Origin of the sequence: Neolewinella antarctica, assembly GCF_011927835.1 — a bacterium.
Classification (GTDB): domain Bacteria; phylum Bacteroidota; class Bacteroidia; order Chitinophagales; family Saprospiraceae; genus Neolewinella; species Neolewinella antarctica.
Window position 1 is genome coordinate 420,368 of sequence record NZ_JAATJH010000001.1, and the last position, 15,291, is coordinate 435,658.

Consider the following 15,291-nt stretch of genomic DNA (forward strand, 5'->3'; position numbering starts at 1 on the left):
CCCTACACCGTCATTACTACTTGTTGCGTTCGACTCGCGTGCACACTATCGCTACTTTGTACCAGCGGATACTGTCCAACCACGTACCGACTCAACGGCTACCGTCCGCCAGGCCACGCTTGGGCAGTCCCCGCGGCTGGTAGCGAATACCGATGACGCCCCAGGCACCGTAACGCGCATCCGACCGCAGGTTGGAATCGTCATCGTTGGGTTCACCGAAATATTCGCGAAAAGGATGGTCCGAAATGTTATTTGCGCGTAAGTAAACACTGAAGTCTCCGTAAAATCGGTAGTCTGCCGCGAGGTCCAGAGAAAAGACACTGTTTCTGTACACCGTGCGGTTGTCCAGCACGCGGTCGAAAATCCTATCCCGAAAATTCGTAGCGACCACTACGCTGATTCCCTTCGCAGAATTATTGTAAACGACACTAAGGTTAGCCGTTTGCCGGGGAGCCTGTGGCAGGGTAAAGCTGTCGAAGTTGAAGGTGCGGGACTCGGCGCTCAGGGCGTTGAAATTATAGTTACCGTTGAGGTTGAACCACCGCCAACCGCTTTCTAGCCCGAGAAAGCCGAGATTTTGGTAAAACCCAATCTCCAGCCCGGCCAGTTCGGCGGATGCGGTATTAACCAATCTTGTGTCGTAGACGGGTATAACACCCGTGAGGTCCGTGGTACTTACGCGTAGCGTAGGATTCTTTAGGCGTTTGTAGTATAGCCCCACCGTCACGAGACCGTCCCGCCGGCCGTAGCGTTCGAACGTCAGGTCCAGGTTGTCGCTCGTCGTGTTGCGCAATCCTTTGTTCCCGCGGGAAAATTCGTCGAGCGCGATGAGTGGCAAGCGGCGGCCGGAGATGAAACTGGAGTAGTTTACCCGGGCAACGGCCTGGTAGGCACTCAAACGGAGCTGCCTGACCTGGCGCACTTTAGTGGTGGAGTTCGTCCGGTAGGTGAGGTTTAGGTTTGGTAACCAGCTGCCTTCCGTGAAGCTGAAGGTATCGAGGTCCGTCTCGTACGTGTCGACCTCTAGCCCCTCGTACCGAACACCGGCCGATGCGGAAAAGCGGCTAGTAAAGTTTGCGGCAAACATCGCGTAGCCAGCCCAAATGCGCTGTTGGGCCGAGTACCGGAGTCCTTCTTCCCGTAAATCGGGGAGCTCCGTTACGAGAGGCTCTTCCGGTAGGTCAGGGAACTCACCCGAACCCAGGGTGACGGGGGGCGACGCCGGGGCCGGCACGTTCGCCGTGAACACACCATAGTTCCGGTCTTTGCTGCGGTAACGCACGCCGGATTTGAGGTAGCTCGTTTTCTTCTTGTTGAGGTACCGGGTTACGTTCACGCTGAAGAGCGCGACTACCTCCCGCAGCTCGATGTTCTCCTGCCGTGTCTCGGAAAGGCGTAATGCGTCGCCGGGAAATGGACTCGCGGCCTGCGCGTCCAGTAGAGCTTTTTCCGAAAAAGTAGTTTGTCCGTTCCGCGCCGCCGCAATGCTACTCAGTCGGTCGGTTAGCGTCTCCGAAGTTTGGCTGAAGCTGAGTTGATAATCCAACCGCGTGCGGGGGAAGTTATTTTCTACTTCCAGTGAGAGAAGTTCTAATCTCTTCTCCTTATTCCAGCTACTGGTTCGGCGCGCCAGGTCACTCGCACCATCCGGGAGGTTGCGGGCGAACAGCTGTCGGTGGGTAATGTCCTCATCGGTGGAAGCGGAACTAAAGCCGATTCGTAGCCGATTGTAGATGCTGGGTCTGAGTTCGATGCCACCGACGAAGCCCCGGCGTTCGGTCAGTCGCTCGACTTCGTTTGGTCGGGCGTCACTGATCGTGCGAGTTCCGTCCGCGCCTTCCACGAAGTCATATATCTGCTGCTGCGTCCCCCGGCCCTGCCGCAGGTAGCTACCCGCCAGCAGTGCGTAAAGCTTTTCGTCGGCAATTTCGCTGTTGAGCACCCCGGCCAGTTGGGTGACGCCCGTCCCCTGGTTACCGCCCGCGTCGAAGCCGAAGTTCTGGCCGACGCCGCCCTGGGCAAGGAATTCAAATTTTCGCTCCGGCTGGCGGATCCGAAAGTCGACCGTGCCCCCGATGGCGTCGCCGTCCATGTCGGCCGTGCGTGCTTTGATGACTCGGACTTCTTCGACCAAATTACTCTGGATCAAGTCCAGCGTGCCTTCCTGGTCCGCTTCCGGCTGGATGGTCGGCAGGCGCTGCCCGTTGAGGGAAACGGCCGTGTACTGTTCCGGCAACCCGCGTACCTGCACGATCTGCCCCTCCCCGACGCCGCGGATGATCGATACGCCCGGCATGCGGGACACGGTTTCGGCAATGGTGATATCTGGATACTGGTTGAAGAGCTCGCTGTGAATGATCGTCTGGACGCTGAGGGCGCTCTGTTGGTTGCGTAGCGCCTGCAGTTGCCCGGTCGCGCGTGAGCTGGTCACGATTAATTCGGGTAAATTGTTGGCCGTGGATAGCCGCATGATTACGTTCAACTCGATGTCGCGATCGCCGTTGGCCACAATTACGAGGGTGTCCAAGTTTTGGTACCCGAGGTAGGTATAAAGCAAGCGAATATTGCCCGGCGGCACTTCGATGTCGTAGCGTCCGTCGAGGTCCGTTGTCGTCCCGATGACCGAACCGACAACCCGTACGGTAGCCCCGATGAGGGGCGTGCCTTCCGCATCGTTGACGTGCCCCTCGACGGCGGCTTCTTGCCCCGCTAGGTTGACGGTTAGCGCGCAGGCAAAGCAAAGGAATAGGGCGCGGACGCGGGTGCAGAGTAGGGGGGATAGACGCAAAGTAGGGTCGGTTGGTGGGTAAACGCAAGGTACTGTGGCATCGGCGATTAACGCAACGAAAAAAATCCGTGCGTGCCACCTACCACATAGCCGCAAATTTACTCGTTTTGTTTACCGTATTCTCCCTAAAGTACCTACTAGTCTTACATTGGCCCGCATGAACATCGTCTTTCTGGATTCCGCCACCCTCACCGATCTCCCCGCTCAGCTGGACCGCCTCCGTGAGTTGGGGCAGTGTACTTTTCACGAATCGACCGAACCCGGTGATGCCGTTGCACGACTTGCCGGTGCGCAAGTCGCTATTTCAAACAAAGTATATTTGGGGGAACCCGAGCTGACGCAACTCCCTGACCTGCGATTGATTTGCATTGCCGCAACGGGTAAGAACAACGTTGACTTGCCGGCCGCGGAACGCCGCAACGTAGCCGTACGGAATGTTTCCGGCTACAGCACCGAGTCCGTCGCCCAACTCACCCTCACGGCGCTGTTCAGCGTTGCCATGGACATAACGTATCTGAACGAAGCGTGCTACGATGGTACTTACGCCGCTAGCGCAAAGTTCTCTTACTGGCGCCGTCCTTTCTTCGAGCTTAGGGGCAAGCGTCACGGAATTATTGGTCTGGGTACCATCGGCCGCCGGGTGGCGGAGTTGGTGGAAGCCTTCGGCGGGGAGGTGGTGTACTATTCAACCTCCGGTCGGAATGTGGCGCAGCGGTACGAATCTCTGCCCCTTGCGGAATTACTGCGCACCTGCGACAGCGTCTCCATCCACTGCCCCCTGAACGCCGCGACCGAGAACTTGCTTGGAACAAAAGAGCTTGCTTACATGAAACCATCCGCTTACCTCGTCAACGTGGCCCGCGGCGGTATCGTGAACGAAGTAGCGCTCGTGCGGGCCATCAATGAAAACGTCATTGCCGGAGCCGCGGTGGATGTTTTTACCGCCGAGCCGCTACCCGCCGATCATCCTTATCACGGAGTAAAGGACCGAAATCGCCTCCTACTCACCCCGCACATTGGTTGGGCGAGCGTCGAGGCCCGCACGGCACTGGTTGATGGGATCGTCGACAACATTCAAGAGGGTTGGTGATCAAACAAAATACGTTCCGTGAACCCCAAACCGGTTCTTCCCCGTGTCCACGGTAGCGATGCACGGGTTCCACTAAAGGGAACCGATTTTAACGTTATGCTCAATCCTTAACCCTTCGTTAGCAGTCAGGTGAAACTTCGGTTAAGCCCACCCCTTCGTTCGTCCGTGGGCGCATAATCCCCGTTCTTTAGGATACAATCAAACGCCTGAATTATGAAAACGAAATTGTCGATCCCCGCCCTGATGTTTTTTCTCCTAACCCTGGTTTCTCTTCCCGCCGCCGCGCAACGTGGCCAGAGTGTCCGGATTAACAACAGCAGCACCACCGCACCGACCACGACCCGCAACCGTACCGTATCGACTAACCGCCAGACGGCTCCGAACGTAAACCGCAGTCGTTCGACCAGCAGGACGAGAAACACAACAACTACCGCCCCCCGTCGCACGAGCCGTACCACCACCACCAGCAGCACCACCACCACCAGCAACGCCTCCAACCGGAACACGAACCCGAACTACTGCCCGCCCGGAGGTACGACGACGACCCGCCAAACGGCCCCGCGTCGATCCACTACGGTCTTCGGTAACTCAGCTCCCCGCCGCAACGGTGGCATCACAATTCGCACCGGTCAGACGAACAACCGCAACGCCACCCAGCGCCGGGCAACGCAGCCATCAACTACCGCTCGCCGGGTGAATAACCGGGGTAATTACACCACCGTTACGATTGTGGAAGCACGCGATGATGTGTACGGACCTTACAACAATGCCACCGTGAGAGCAGAACGCAAAGCCGCCAAGGCAGCCCGCAAGGCCGCCAAGCGTGGACGCTGGTAAATGCATCCGCGCCTCGCAAAATAGTAAGCCCCACGTTCCGTAAGGAGCGTGGGGCTTTTATTTTTACCGGTTAGATCACATTGGGCAGATTCACTTGCCACTCGCGTGTCCGTGAATCCGGGCCTTCAGCTCCGCTAACGCTCAGTAAACATCGCTCACTAGAGCCAGGACTGATAATACTTCCCGTCATCAATCTTGAGGGCTTCCTCCGTAATCTGAAGGGGTGCGAAAGTATCCACCATCACCGCGAGTTCCTCCGTTTTGGTGTGGCCGATGCTGCCTTCGTAAGTCCCCGGGTGCGGGCCGTGGGGGATACCACCGGGGTGTAAGGAAAGGTAGCCGGGGCCGATGCCGGTGCGGCTCATGAAATCGCCATCGACGTAGTACAGCACCTCGTCCGAATCAATGTTCGAGTGATTGTAAGGTGCCGGGATCGACTGGGGGTGGTAGTCATACATCCGCGGCACGAACGAACAGACGACGAAGGACTTCGTCTCAAAGGTCTGGTGGACGGGTGGCGGCTGGTGGACGCGGCCGGTGATGGGCTCGAAATCGTGGATGCTGAGTCCGTAAGGGTAATTATAGCCATCCCAGCCAACAACGTCAAACGGGTGGCTAGCGTAAAGTACTTCGTGGAGCATCCCCTGTTTCTTGATCTTGATCAGGAAGTCTCCCGTCTCACGGAACGTCTCGAGTTCGGTCGGTAATTTTAGGTCGCGCTCACAGTAGGGTGAGTGCTCCAGTAGCTGACCGAAGTGATTGCGGTACCGCTTCGGGGTGTAGATCGGGTCGGTGGATTCAACGAAAAGTAGCCTCGTTGCGTCGGTATCGAAATTAATTTGGTAGATGGTGCCGCGGGGGATTACCAGGTAGTCTCCGGACACGAAGGCTAACTGCCCGAACATGGTCCGCAACGTGCCCGTGCCACGGTGCACGAAAATGAGCTCGTCCGAATCCGCGTTCTTGTAGAAGTATTCGGTGAGCGACTGCCGGGGCGCGGCTACTCCGAGCTTGGTCGTGGCGTTGGTGAGCAGTGTTTTTCTGCTGTCCAGAAAATCGTCTTCGGGTCGGGCGTCGAAGCCGACGAGCTTTCTCGATTTGATCGTCTTGGCTTTGGCAATCTTCGGACTGACGTCACGCGACGAAAGAATTTCTTTGACCTGCGTCGGCCGCTGCTCGTGGTAGAGGAGTGATGACATCCCGTCAAAGCCGACCGTGCCGAAAAGCTGCTCGTGGTAGAGCGATCCGTCCGGCTTTCTGAATTGCGTGTGGCGCTTGTGGGGGCGAGCACCGAGTTTGTGGTAGAGTGGCATAGCCTAAAGTTAATACAACTACAATAATTGTCAGGCTAACTGCTTTGTGGGTTTGATTGTTGCGACGCGCGTCCCGTTCTTAACCAAAGATCTCAAACGCAAGGCACCCCGCCGGATTGGTCCGGCGGGGTGCCTCAGCAAAGCATCCCGCGTGGGATGGAGGAATTATTTCTTACTGGATAAGGCCAAAAACTCCGGGTGCTTTGATTCCGTCGCACCGGCTTTTAGTAAGTAAGGCCGTGCCTCGTCTTTCATGCCCTTGTGGTCGTAGAGGGATGCCATCATCCGGTTGACGTCGATGTTTTCCGGACGCTTTTCGTACTCGCGTTCCGCGTACTCAAGCGCCTTATCGTAGTCGCCAAAGTGGTCGCGGTAAAATGACGCGTACTCTAGGTCCATGTTGTGCCCTGAGTCGACGTCGTCCTGTAGCATCACAAAAATCTCTTTTTCAATCTGCTCTTGCTTATCGGTTTGCCCAGTTTTCTTGAAAATCTCCGCGAGCTGTACGTAGTAGCCGACTTCCGGGATGATGTCGGCGGCCTCCTGGACGAGTTTCTCCGCTTCCGCGTAGTTCTCCGCGTCCATTTCGAGTTGCCCCAGGGCTGCCATCGCAAATGGGTAGTTTGGCCTTTCCCGCAGGATCATCTCGAATTGCTGCTTGGCTTTTTTCGGCTCACCGTAGCGCTGGTAGAGCTCGCCTAGTGTCAAGCGTGCCCAGGCGGTGGATTCGTAACCCGGTGCGCCAGCCTTGACGGCACTCATCATGGCCTCCTGTGAGCCATCGACGTCGCCGTGAATTTCCCGTAGGTAAGACACCCGCGAGTAAGACCGCAAATCCGGACGAATCTTGACCATCTGGTCCGCTGCGGTAACGGCCGCTTCGTAGTTGCCGAGTTCAACGTTGGCGTCGACCAAAGCACCGTAAATCTGGGCGTTATAGGGGTTGATGGCGATCGCCTGCTTTGCCGTTGCCAGCGCCGCGGTGAAATCGTGTTGCGAGAGCTGGACGCTGGCTTTTGTGGACAACCCAAGAAATTCAAGGTTGGTGTCTTTGCCCTGATTGTATCCGAGGGCTTCGTTGACCATTTTCAGGGCGGCGGGATAGTAATGGCCGTGCTCGCCGGTGACCCGCGCTTCGTTCGTGAAGATCTGGGCCAGTTTAATACGGGGCTCGACGGCCTTGGAGTCTTTCAACCGCAGGTCGCTGGCCATCTGCATGTACCCGCTTTGCGTTCTGTCCCACTCCATCGCGTTTTGCAACGCCTCGGGGCGGGGTAATAATTCTGGAACTTCAACGTCGTTGATACCGACAGAAGCGTCTTTATCTTTTTCTGCGCTGTCGCAGGTGCAGAGGCCAATTAAAAGGAGCAAGGAGAGTAAAGGAGTATAAATTTTATTCATTATTGTGTTCTGAGCTAATTAGTGATACCTAAACCGTAAAATCAGTGTCGGTAGGCTTTGTTGGCGACCTTCGATATCTGTGAACTCGAAAATCACCAATCAACTACTTTTCTAGGTAATACCATACGGAAATAGTCCACCGTACGGTTCTGCCAAGATAGAAACTGCCGGACGAAACAAGTTTCGCCCGGCAGTTCTCAATTGATGCGATCTGTCCTTAGTTAGACTTAACCATCCGAATCGTCTGTAGAACACGACCCGTGCCACTACGGACAACGGCCATGTAAGTACCGGCGGGCAGACTACTTACGTTAACGGGCACGTCGTGCTCGCCTTCCGCAAAAGTCCTTCTCGCCAGGTTTTGTAGCTGGCGGCCATTCACGTCGTGTAGGTCGATGCTGACCGCGGTCAGTTCACGCACACGAAGCTTGATGGTCGTCTGAGATACAAACGGGTTGGGGTAAGTAATACCAATGACGTTGGGCGCGCTGGCACCAACACCGTCCTGGTTGAAGAAGTCTCCAACGGAGGTCGCCACGGCACCGCTACAGTCGCCCGTTCCGCTGTGGGGAAGAGCCATGTAAGGGAACATGGGGCGGAAAGCCTTGTCATTTTCCTGGATACCGGTTTCGTAACCCAAAACACTGAGCAAATCAGCCGTTACGGGTGATGCCGTGGAATCGGTAGGATCGTAATCATCGTAGAACAACCCGATTGCGGCGAGTACAACGCCGGAGACGGCCTGCAACTCAATGCGCGTAACGTCATCCTGAAGACGGCGACCGTTCGGGAAACCATCCATGTTGGGGATGTTCTGTAGGGTAGCGTCCGTGTTAAATCGTGGGTCCGTAAGACCAAGCACCGCTGCCTGGATGAGACCGAGCGAGTTGAAATCGTCGGAGTCGCGTGGCGTTACCGGGACGGCCATATTCAAGCGCAACATGTCGCCACCGGTGGGTAGGAAGTTGTTGATGAAAGGCTTACCCGCGGCTAGGACATTTCCTCCCTCCTTTCCGGTAAAGAGCTGGTAGGGGGGTAGGTTAGGTACTCCGGTGTGGAAGATTGGCCAGAGATCAACCGAGCGCGGCTTACCGGGGCCAGGCAGTAGTAAGTCGACATATGGTGACTCCGATCCCAGGGCCGTACCATCTAGTGCGGCATTTCCCTTAGCGACAAACAAACCGTCAGCGCCGTTGGAAAAGTCTACCGGGCCGAGTGGTGTTACGCTAGCTTTCTGAATGCGTAGTGGCGCAAAAGCCGGGACAACTCCTCCAAAAAGGCTGTCGTCCATGTACAACGCCAGTTCAGGATTGTAGAAAAATCCATCGAGCGTCGTGTCGGCAAGTTCCTCGTAAGGAGTAATCGCATTCCAGTAATCCTTCATTCCCACGGGAATAACGGCTTCGTTGGTCAGCGGCATACCTAAGCGCGATACCTGTACCCAGTCACCACTCACCACTGGCTTAGAGCCGTCGGTCTGTAGTGTTCTCATCGAGGGGCGGCTGGCGGAAGCCCACACGCCGATTACGTAGTCCGGGTCAAGGATATTTGCTGGTTGGTCGGCGGCACTTTCCTTCTTTAGCATACTGATTGGTACCGTGATAGCAATGGCGCTCGTATTAAAACAAGCTAGACCGTCAACTGGATCGCCATTCTGGCGAGGGTCGTCACCGAGGTCGAAGATACCAGCTAGGTCGACGAAGAAAGGATCGTCGACGGGACCGGCAAAGACACGTTCTTGCTGAGCCGTCAGGTTACTGATTTTGCTCGTCCAGTGTGCTTCGTAGCTATCTGCACCGAGGCCATACGCTTCGGAGGTAATAGAGCGCTCGCCAATGTTGTTAGCCGGTACTTCACCAGCATCGATTACGGTGGTGAAACTGTCACCGCCATCCATGCTACGTTCCATCTTGTAAGTAGTCTTCAAGTTCTCCTTACCGATGCGAATGTTGAAAAACGTGGTCGGGTCTTCATTGGTCCGCGTGAACGTGAACCGGTAGATGATGTCGTCACCGTCCGTTCCCGCATCGTTATCGATGTGAATTTCGTAGCGAATGTCTTCACCGAAGTGGTAGTAATTAGGCCCACCGTGGGGAAGCTGCATCGGGATGAAGGTAGCGATGAGCGTAACGTAACCTGTGTTTTCTGGATTACGGAAAGCATAAACATCGACGTTATCCGCAAGGGGATCGTCGGCGATGAGGGGCGCTTCGCGGTGGCTGGAAGCGAATGCTGATACACTGATCAGCAAACCTAACAACACCGTGAAGACGCATTTATTAAAGAATGTATGTTTCATTTATTATTTTATGAGCCCCCGGCGTGGCGTACCACGCCGTGAGGGCGGTCATTTAATGGAATTGATCGAGCTTGGTCGCTTAATCAATGTTGGTGTGGTCGACCTCCGTTCCACGCCATGGCATGGCCACGTAGGGAAATGATGTCGTGAAGGGGCGGTCATTTTCTTCCACCTCAGTAGTGTAACCGAGAACGCCGAGTAGCGCATCCGAAGCTAAGCCATCATTTGGGAGGGTACGATCGTCATAACCCAAGCCGATAGCGGCAAGGACAACTCCGGCTACTGCCTGCAATTCAATGCGCGTCACGTCATCCTCCAAACGGCGACCGTTCGGGAATCCGTCCATGTTGGGAATATTCTGAAGCGTAAGGTCACCGTTGTAGCGAGCGTCGGTGAGGCCGAGCACGGCAGCCTGAATGAGGCCGAGTGAATTAAAGTCGTCGCTATTCCGTGGGGTAACGGGGACGGCCATGTTCAAGCGCAGCATATCTCCACCGTTCGGGAGGAAGTTGCTGATGAACGGCTTACCGGCGGCGAGCGGGTTGCCCGCGGGCTTACCGGTTGCGAGTTGGTAGGGGCGTGCGTTGGGGACACCCGTATGGAAAATCGGCCAGAGATCTACCGACCGGGGCTTAGCGTTACCGGGAAGCAAAAACGGCTCGTACGTAGCACCGGATTCAAGTACCGTACCCGCAAGGGCGGCGTTTCCTTTAAGGATGTGTAAGCCGGGTGCACCGTTGCTGAAGTCAACGTTGCCAAGAATAGTCTGGCTAGCCGTCTGAACCCGTAGTGGGTTGAAGGCAGGAACGGCAATGGCGAAATTATCCTCATCCATGTAGAGCGCTAGCTCCGGATTGTAGAAAAAGCCGTCGAGTGTCGTATCCGTCAGTTCGTCGTAGGGCGTGATTGCGTTCCAGTAATCTTTCATACCGATCGGGATGACGACTTCGTTCGTCAGGGGCATGCCCAAACGAGAAACCTGCACCCAGTCGCCGGAGAAAGTTGTGGAATCGCCACTTTCGAACGTAGTCGTGGCGGGGCGGCTGGCGGAAGCCCAAACACCGATCACGTAATTTGGGTCGAGGATGTCTACCGGCGTAGCGGGCGCACCTGCCTTGAGTAGGGTAGCGATGGGGATTTTAAGCGCCAACGTGTGTACGTTGAACTGCGCCAAACCGTCACGGCTTTCGGCGTCGTCACCCTGGCGAGGGCTGTTACCGAGGTCGAATACGCCGCCGAGGTCGACAAAGAACGGATCGTCCGAAGGACCGGCCCACACCATTTCGCCCGTGCTAGCGGTAGTGATCGCGTCAGCCATCAGTTGCTCGTAGGTAGTGTTGAGGCCGGGAAGATCTTCGCCGCCACCCTCGATGCTACGGGGGCCGATGTTATTTGGTGGAACGATTCCGTCCTGTACGATCGTCTGGAATGATAGACCACCGTCGATGCTGCGCTCCAGCGTGTAGGTGGCTTTAATGTTTTCGCCGAAGCGAATGTTAAAGAACGTCGCCGGGTCTTCGTTCGTCCGCTCGAAAGTGAAACGGTAAGTGATCTCGTCACCCGCCACGGCGGCATCGTTGTCGATGTGGATCTCGTAGCGGATGTTCTCGCCGAACGTGTAGTAGTTCGGGCCGCCCTGGGGAAGCTCGAACGGAATGTAACTGGCGAGAATGGTGATGGTGGTGGGGTCGTCCGGGCTTCGGAAAGCGTAGACGTCGGTGTTATCGGCCAGTGGGTCATCCGCAATCAGGGGCGCCTCCCGGTGGGAAGATGCCGCCAGCCCGAAGGATAGCAGGATGAGAAGGACGAAACTTACCGAATTGCGAAGTATTACTTGCTGCATATTGGATTGTGGTTTCAAAAAACGTGTGAATGACCGATAGTCGATCGGGTAAAGTACGGGGGAATAGCGCCCTCCGGTTTTGGGGGGGGCGGTAAAAATTAATGTTGATTGCTTGCTCAGCTAGCGTCGAGCAAAACAGGGCCCGACTCGGTAGCTAGGACAAGATTACAACATGGATGGTAACATTAGATAATTTTTTAATTTGTTTGTCGGCGGGGCGCGGTCGCGGGTGCAAAAATGTACGTTAGAAAGTATAGGTTACTCCTCCCTTTACCCAGAATGGGAGGCCCGGGGTGAAGTGGATTTCTTCCACCGAGGTTGTTTCACCAGCGAGTCTACTTTCGGTCGCGAACTGAGCTTCGTTCCACTCCGTGTCCAAAACATTTTCGGCGGTGAGAGAAAAGGAAAAATTTCGCCAGCTCTTCGTCAGCGTAGCGTCGATCACGACATAACCTTTCGCGATGATACTATTGTCCTCGTTGGCTGGTCTGTTCGCCAGGTATCGTCCCCGTAGGCAGCCCCGCCAATCGTTGTGGGCAGCGCTAAGCCCTCCCGCCAGCGTGGTGGTTGGCGCGAGCGGAATTCTGTTGCCCCCTTCGGGCGAGTCCGTAGACCGGGCAATGGTGTGCGTGGCGTCCACGTCTCCGTACAGCCAATCCGTAAGTTGGTAGCGCGCACTGAGGTCAAATCCGTAGCGGCGCGTCCGGCCACTGGGCTCCACAACGCCGGCATCCCCCACGTACACGAACTCCTGGTCGAGGTGTAAGTACCAAAGGGCGGTCTCTACGTACAATCGCTCAAACGGTTTGAACACGGCACCCGCGTCCGCGCCCAGCGCTTTCGGTAACGCCGACCGACCCAGAACACGATCGGTCACGACGCGCGTATCGTTAGAGTGAAATCCTACCCCCGTCTTGACGAAAATCTGGGTGCGGGGCCCGGCGTCGTAGTACACGTTGAATTTGGGGCTGAAACGGGCAGCCGCATCCGTGGCCCGCACAAAGGTTTGCGACAGCGCGTCGACGTAGTCAAAGGTGAATAAGTCGTACCGTAAACCCGGGTTAAAAGTGAACGCGCCCAGTTCGATTCGTGCGTCGGCGTAAGCGGAAAAGTTATCCTCCGTTACGTCTCCGCGTTGCAAGTAATTTTGTACTTCCCGCCGGTTGACGGTATTGGCCAGGTGGCTATCCTTCGTACGATCCGAACGCAAGTTGACGCCAACGCGGAAATCCGCTGCGTCGCCGATCGAAAAATTACGGTGCTGCAACTCGAGTGAAGTGACGAATAAATCACGCACCTCCCGTTGCCGGATTTGATCGCCAAAATCCGGGTCTTCCAGGAAAAAAGTAAAATTGCTGAATAGCTCAAATTCGTAACGGGAGTAACCCGCCGTAGCGGTCAGGAACGTCGCCCGGTCAATGTCTTTTGTGTACTTCAGCAGCAAATTGCTGCGACTGGTGGTCCCACCCTCCGTGTCGTCGATTGCCCCGAAACGACTGATCCGCCCGGAAGCTACCGCACGTAAGGGAATCTGACCACTCGCGTCCCAGTCACTCGTGAAGTGGCTGGCGGTAAGAGAAATTCGATCGCCGCTGGCGAGCTCCGACGTGAATTTACCGAGTGCGTTCAGGCGCCGGAAATTCTGCGGGCTATCGAACGGGCCGTCGTTGCGTGTGTACTCCGTCATGAAGTAAGCGTTGCTCTTTGCCGTTTCCAATAAATTAAGACCAGTTAGGAAACGACCGTACCCGAACTGACCGCCCTCGACGGTGACGATGTTTTCGGCGAGCCGGTTCTTAGTCTGAAAGGCCACGTAACCCGCCGTGGCAAAGTTCCCCCGGTCGGCCGCGTAGGGGCCTTTGGCGAAGTCGATCCGTTGTACTGATTCCGGGATTAAGAAGTGCAAATCGGCGTACCCCTGCCCGTGTGCGTGGCTGACCATGTTGACCGGCAAACCGTCGACGCTGATGGCGATGTCCGTTCCGTGGTCGATGTCGAACCCCCGTAGGAAGATTTGTTCCGCTTTTCCACCACCGGCGTGCTGACCGATGAACAGCCCGGGCACGCGCCGGAGTAGCTCCTGGCTGGATTGCACGGGGTTGATGACCAGGTCGATGTTGGAAATTACGGACGTACCCGCTTCGGAATCACGGACCGTAACCTGTCCGAGATCGACCGCGCCGGTCACTAGCGTGAGGGACATTTTTTCGTTTAGATCGCTTACTACCGCGCGTACTTCCGCAAAACCCAGATAGGTTATCACCAGGGTGTCGCCCAGCGTAGCTTCCGGGAACGTAAAGTGACCGCGGCTATCCGTATGAACGTGCTTTTGGGTACCCACGACGCTTAGATAAGCCCCGGGCAGCGTGCCAACTCCTTCCCCGGAGATGACGCCACTCAATTGTTGGGCGGGCAAGTAGTAGGAGATTACGAAAAGTAGGAAGGTCAGTAAAATTTTCTTCACGAGTGAGAGCTGTACGGGTAGGTGAGCGTAAATGGGGAACTAAACGTAAGTACTATTTTAAACCGGTGACCGGTTTTGCGATGCGCAACATTTATTAGTATGCGGGTAGAACTCGTCGCTGACCAGGTATGCGTCACTTGCGGTCTTCGTAGTTGTTCACCGCCGCTTCCAGCGCTCGTCTGATGCTTCTCCGAATTTTTGGCGGACCCAGGACGGTAATGCCGGGACCAAAGCCCAGAAGTAACCGTTCTAACTCATAATTATGCTGGACGGTAAGTTGTATTACTCCGCTACCGTCCGGGCGCTGCTCCCGTAGTTCCTGCGAGTGATGCAAGGGTTTGGTCAGTATGTACGGCAAATTCGCCGCATCGACCCAGAGCAGTACTTTTCGCGGTCGCTCGTAGAGTACGGTCACGCCGATCGTGTCCTTATAGTAGTCCACACTCCTAAAATTATCGCGTCGATAATCGACTTTAAGGTTGGGGCGAAGTAAGGTGATACGGTCGAGCGCCAGGGTGTGAATGCGGGCCTGATCGTCGCGTCGCCCGATCAGAAACCAGCGATTGTTAAACTCTTTGAGAATATAGGGGTGAAAGCTAAAGGTACTGGCGGCTTTCGCTTTGAAAGATTGGTAGGTAGTGTCGACGACGATTTGCTTGCTGATGGCCTGGTACAGTACGTCGAGGTACCGGAGCCCGGTTAGTCGTTCATTCTTGTCTAAATGGATGATCGGCTCCGCGTGCTCGGTGGCGCGGTAGATTTTGTCTTCTAGTTTCTGAATGACGCCGTTGAGGTCGCTGAATAAGGAGAAGTCTTTGAATTGCCGTAGCACGGTGACGGATTCGGTGAGTACGTCGAGGTCGGTGGCGGTGAGGGGCACGTTGGTGATGGAGTAGTCGGGGTCAGCGTAGCGGTAGTAGCGCCGGTCGTAAACTTCAATGGGGGCCTCATAACCCAGCTTATTACTGCGCAACATCTGGATGTCGAGCTGTACCGTGCGTTTGGAGACGTACGTGTCTTTGCCTTCGAGTTCGTAGAGCGCGTCCGAGCAAGCGTCGATGAGATCCGCCAGCGTCCATTTTCGTGAGTGGTTCTGGAGGGCACGGTCGATTGTGCGGTAGCGGATGAGCGCGTTTTTATTGATGGGCATTGGTGATGCGATTAGCGCTTGGCAACTTTTTTTGGTTGCCCCGGCATTTGGAGAAGACACCTTAGAAAAGTACTGCGCAAAAACGTTGCGCAGGTGCGAAAATACC

At 55.8% G+C, this 15,291-nt stretch carries 9 protein-coding genes; 2 read left to right on the forward strand and 7 right to left on the reverse strand.

All coding sequences use genetic code 11. From position 1 onward, the window contains the following. Positions 1 to 91: 91 nt before the first annotated feature. Positions 92 to 2,788 (reverse strand): TonB-dependent receptor, encoded by a 2,697-nt coding sequence (locus tag GGR27_RS01780; protein WP_168035682.1) that lies wholly within the window; start codon positions 2,786 to 2,788, stop codon positions 92 to 94. A gap of 157 nt (positions 2,789 to 2,945) precedes the next feature. On the opposite strand from GGR27_RS01780, the gene GGR27_RS01785 reads away from it, so the two are divergent. Both GGR27_RS01785 and GGR27_RS01790 read left to right on the forward strand, forming a co-directional pair. Next, positions 2,946 to 3,878, forward strand: a complete 933-nt coding sequence (locus GGR27_RS01785; protein ID WP_168035683.1) for an NAD(P)-dependent oxidoreductase — start codon at positions 2,946 to 2,948, stop codon at positions 3,876 to 3,878. Between the two features lie 213 nt (positions 3,879 to 4,091). Then, positions 4,092 to 4,715, forward strand: a complete 624-nt coding sequence (locus GGR27_RS01790; RefSeq protein WP_168035684.1) for a hypothetical protein — start codon at positions 4,092 to 4,094, stop codon at positions 4,713 to 4,715. Between the two features lie 158 nt (positions 4,716 to 4,873). On the opposite strand, the gene GGR27_RS01795 is transcribed toward GGR27_RS01790, so the two are convergent. The 6 genes from GGR27_RS01795 to GGR27_RS01820 form a co-directional block, all read right to left on the reverse strand. Beyond that, positions 4,874 to 6,028, reverse strand: coding sequence for a homogentisate 1,2-dioxygenase (locus tag GGR27_RS01795; protein WP_168035685.1), 1,155 nt, complete (start codon positions 6,026 to 6,028; stop codon positions 4,874 to 4,876). Positions 6,029 to 6,193: 165 nt separating this feature from the next. Beyond that, on the reverse strand, positions 6,194 to 7,429 hold the full coding sequence (locus GGR27_RS01800) for a tetratricopeptide repeat protein (RefSeq protein ID WP_168035686.1): 1,236 nt from the start codon (positions 7,427 to 7,429) through the stop codon (positions 6,194 to 6,196). Between the two features lie 217 nt (positions 7,430 to 7,646). Continuing rightward, entirely contained in the window at positions 7,647 to 9,728 is a 2,082-nt protein-coding gene (locus GGR27_RS01805) for a DUF4331 family protein (protein ID WP_168035687.1), read from the reverse strand. A 79-nt stretch (positions 9,729 to 9,807) separates the two neighbouring features. Continuing rightward, complete coding sequence (locus GGR27_RS01810) at positions 9,808 to 11,571, reverse strand: DUF4331 domain-containing protein (protein ID WP_168035688.1); 1,764 nt, start codon at positions 11,569 to 11,571, stop codon at positions 9,808 to 9,810. Between the two features lie 244 nt (positions 11,572 to 11,815). Then, the gene (locus tag GGR27_RS01815; RefSeq protein WP_209037847.1) at positions 11,816 to 14,035 is read right to left on the reverse strand and encodes a TonB-dependent receptor; all 2,220 of its coding nucleotides are present in this window, start codon (positions 14,033 to 14,035) and stop codon (positions 11,816 to 11,818) included. Between the two features lie 133 nt (positions 14,036 to 14,168). Further along, positions 14,169 to 15,185 carry a helix-turn-helix transcriptional regulator gene (locus GGR27_RS01820; protein ID WP_168035689.1) on the reverse strand — a complete coding sequence of 339 codons (1,017 nt, stop codon included), beginning with the start codon at positions 15,183 to 15,185 and terminating at the stop codon, positions 14,169 to 14,171. Positions 15,186 to 15,291: the final 106 nt, after the last annotated feature.

Coding starts and splice junctions, on each gene's coding strand:
- GGR27_RS01785 (WP_168035683.1), top strand. CDS start 2,946: ATGAACATCGTCTTTCTGGATTCCGCCACCCTCACCGATCTCCCCGCT.
- GGR27_RS01790 (WP_168035684.1), top strand. CDS start 4,092: ATGAAAACGAAATTGTCGATCCCCGCCCTGATGTTTTTTCTCCTAACC.
- GGR27_RS01795 (WP_168035685.1), bottom strand. CDS start 6,028: ATGCCACTCTACCACAAACTCGGTGCTCGCCCCCACAAGCGCCACACG.
- GGR27_RS01800 (WP_168035686.1), bottom strand. CDS start 7,429: ATGAATAAAATTTATACTCCTTTACTCTCCTTGCTCCTTTTAATTGGC.
- GGR27_RS01805 (WP_168035687.1), bottom strand. CDS start 9,728: ATGAAACATACATTCTTTAATAAATGCGTCTTCACGGTGTTGTTAGGT.
- GGR27_RS01810 (WP_168035688.1), bottom strand. CDS start 11,571: ATGCAGCAAGTAATACTTCGCAATTCGGTAAGTTTCGTCCTTCTCATC.
- GGR27_RS01820 (WP_168035689.1), bottom strand. CDS start 15,185: ATGCCCATCAATAAAAACGCGCTCATCCGCTACCGCACAATCGACCGT.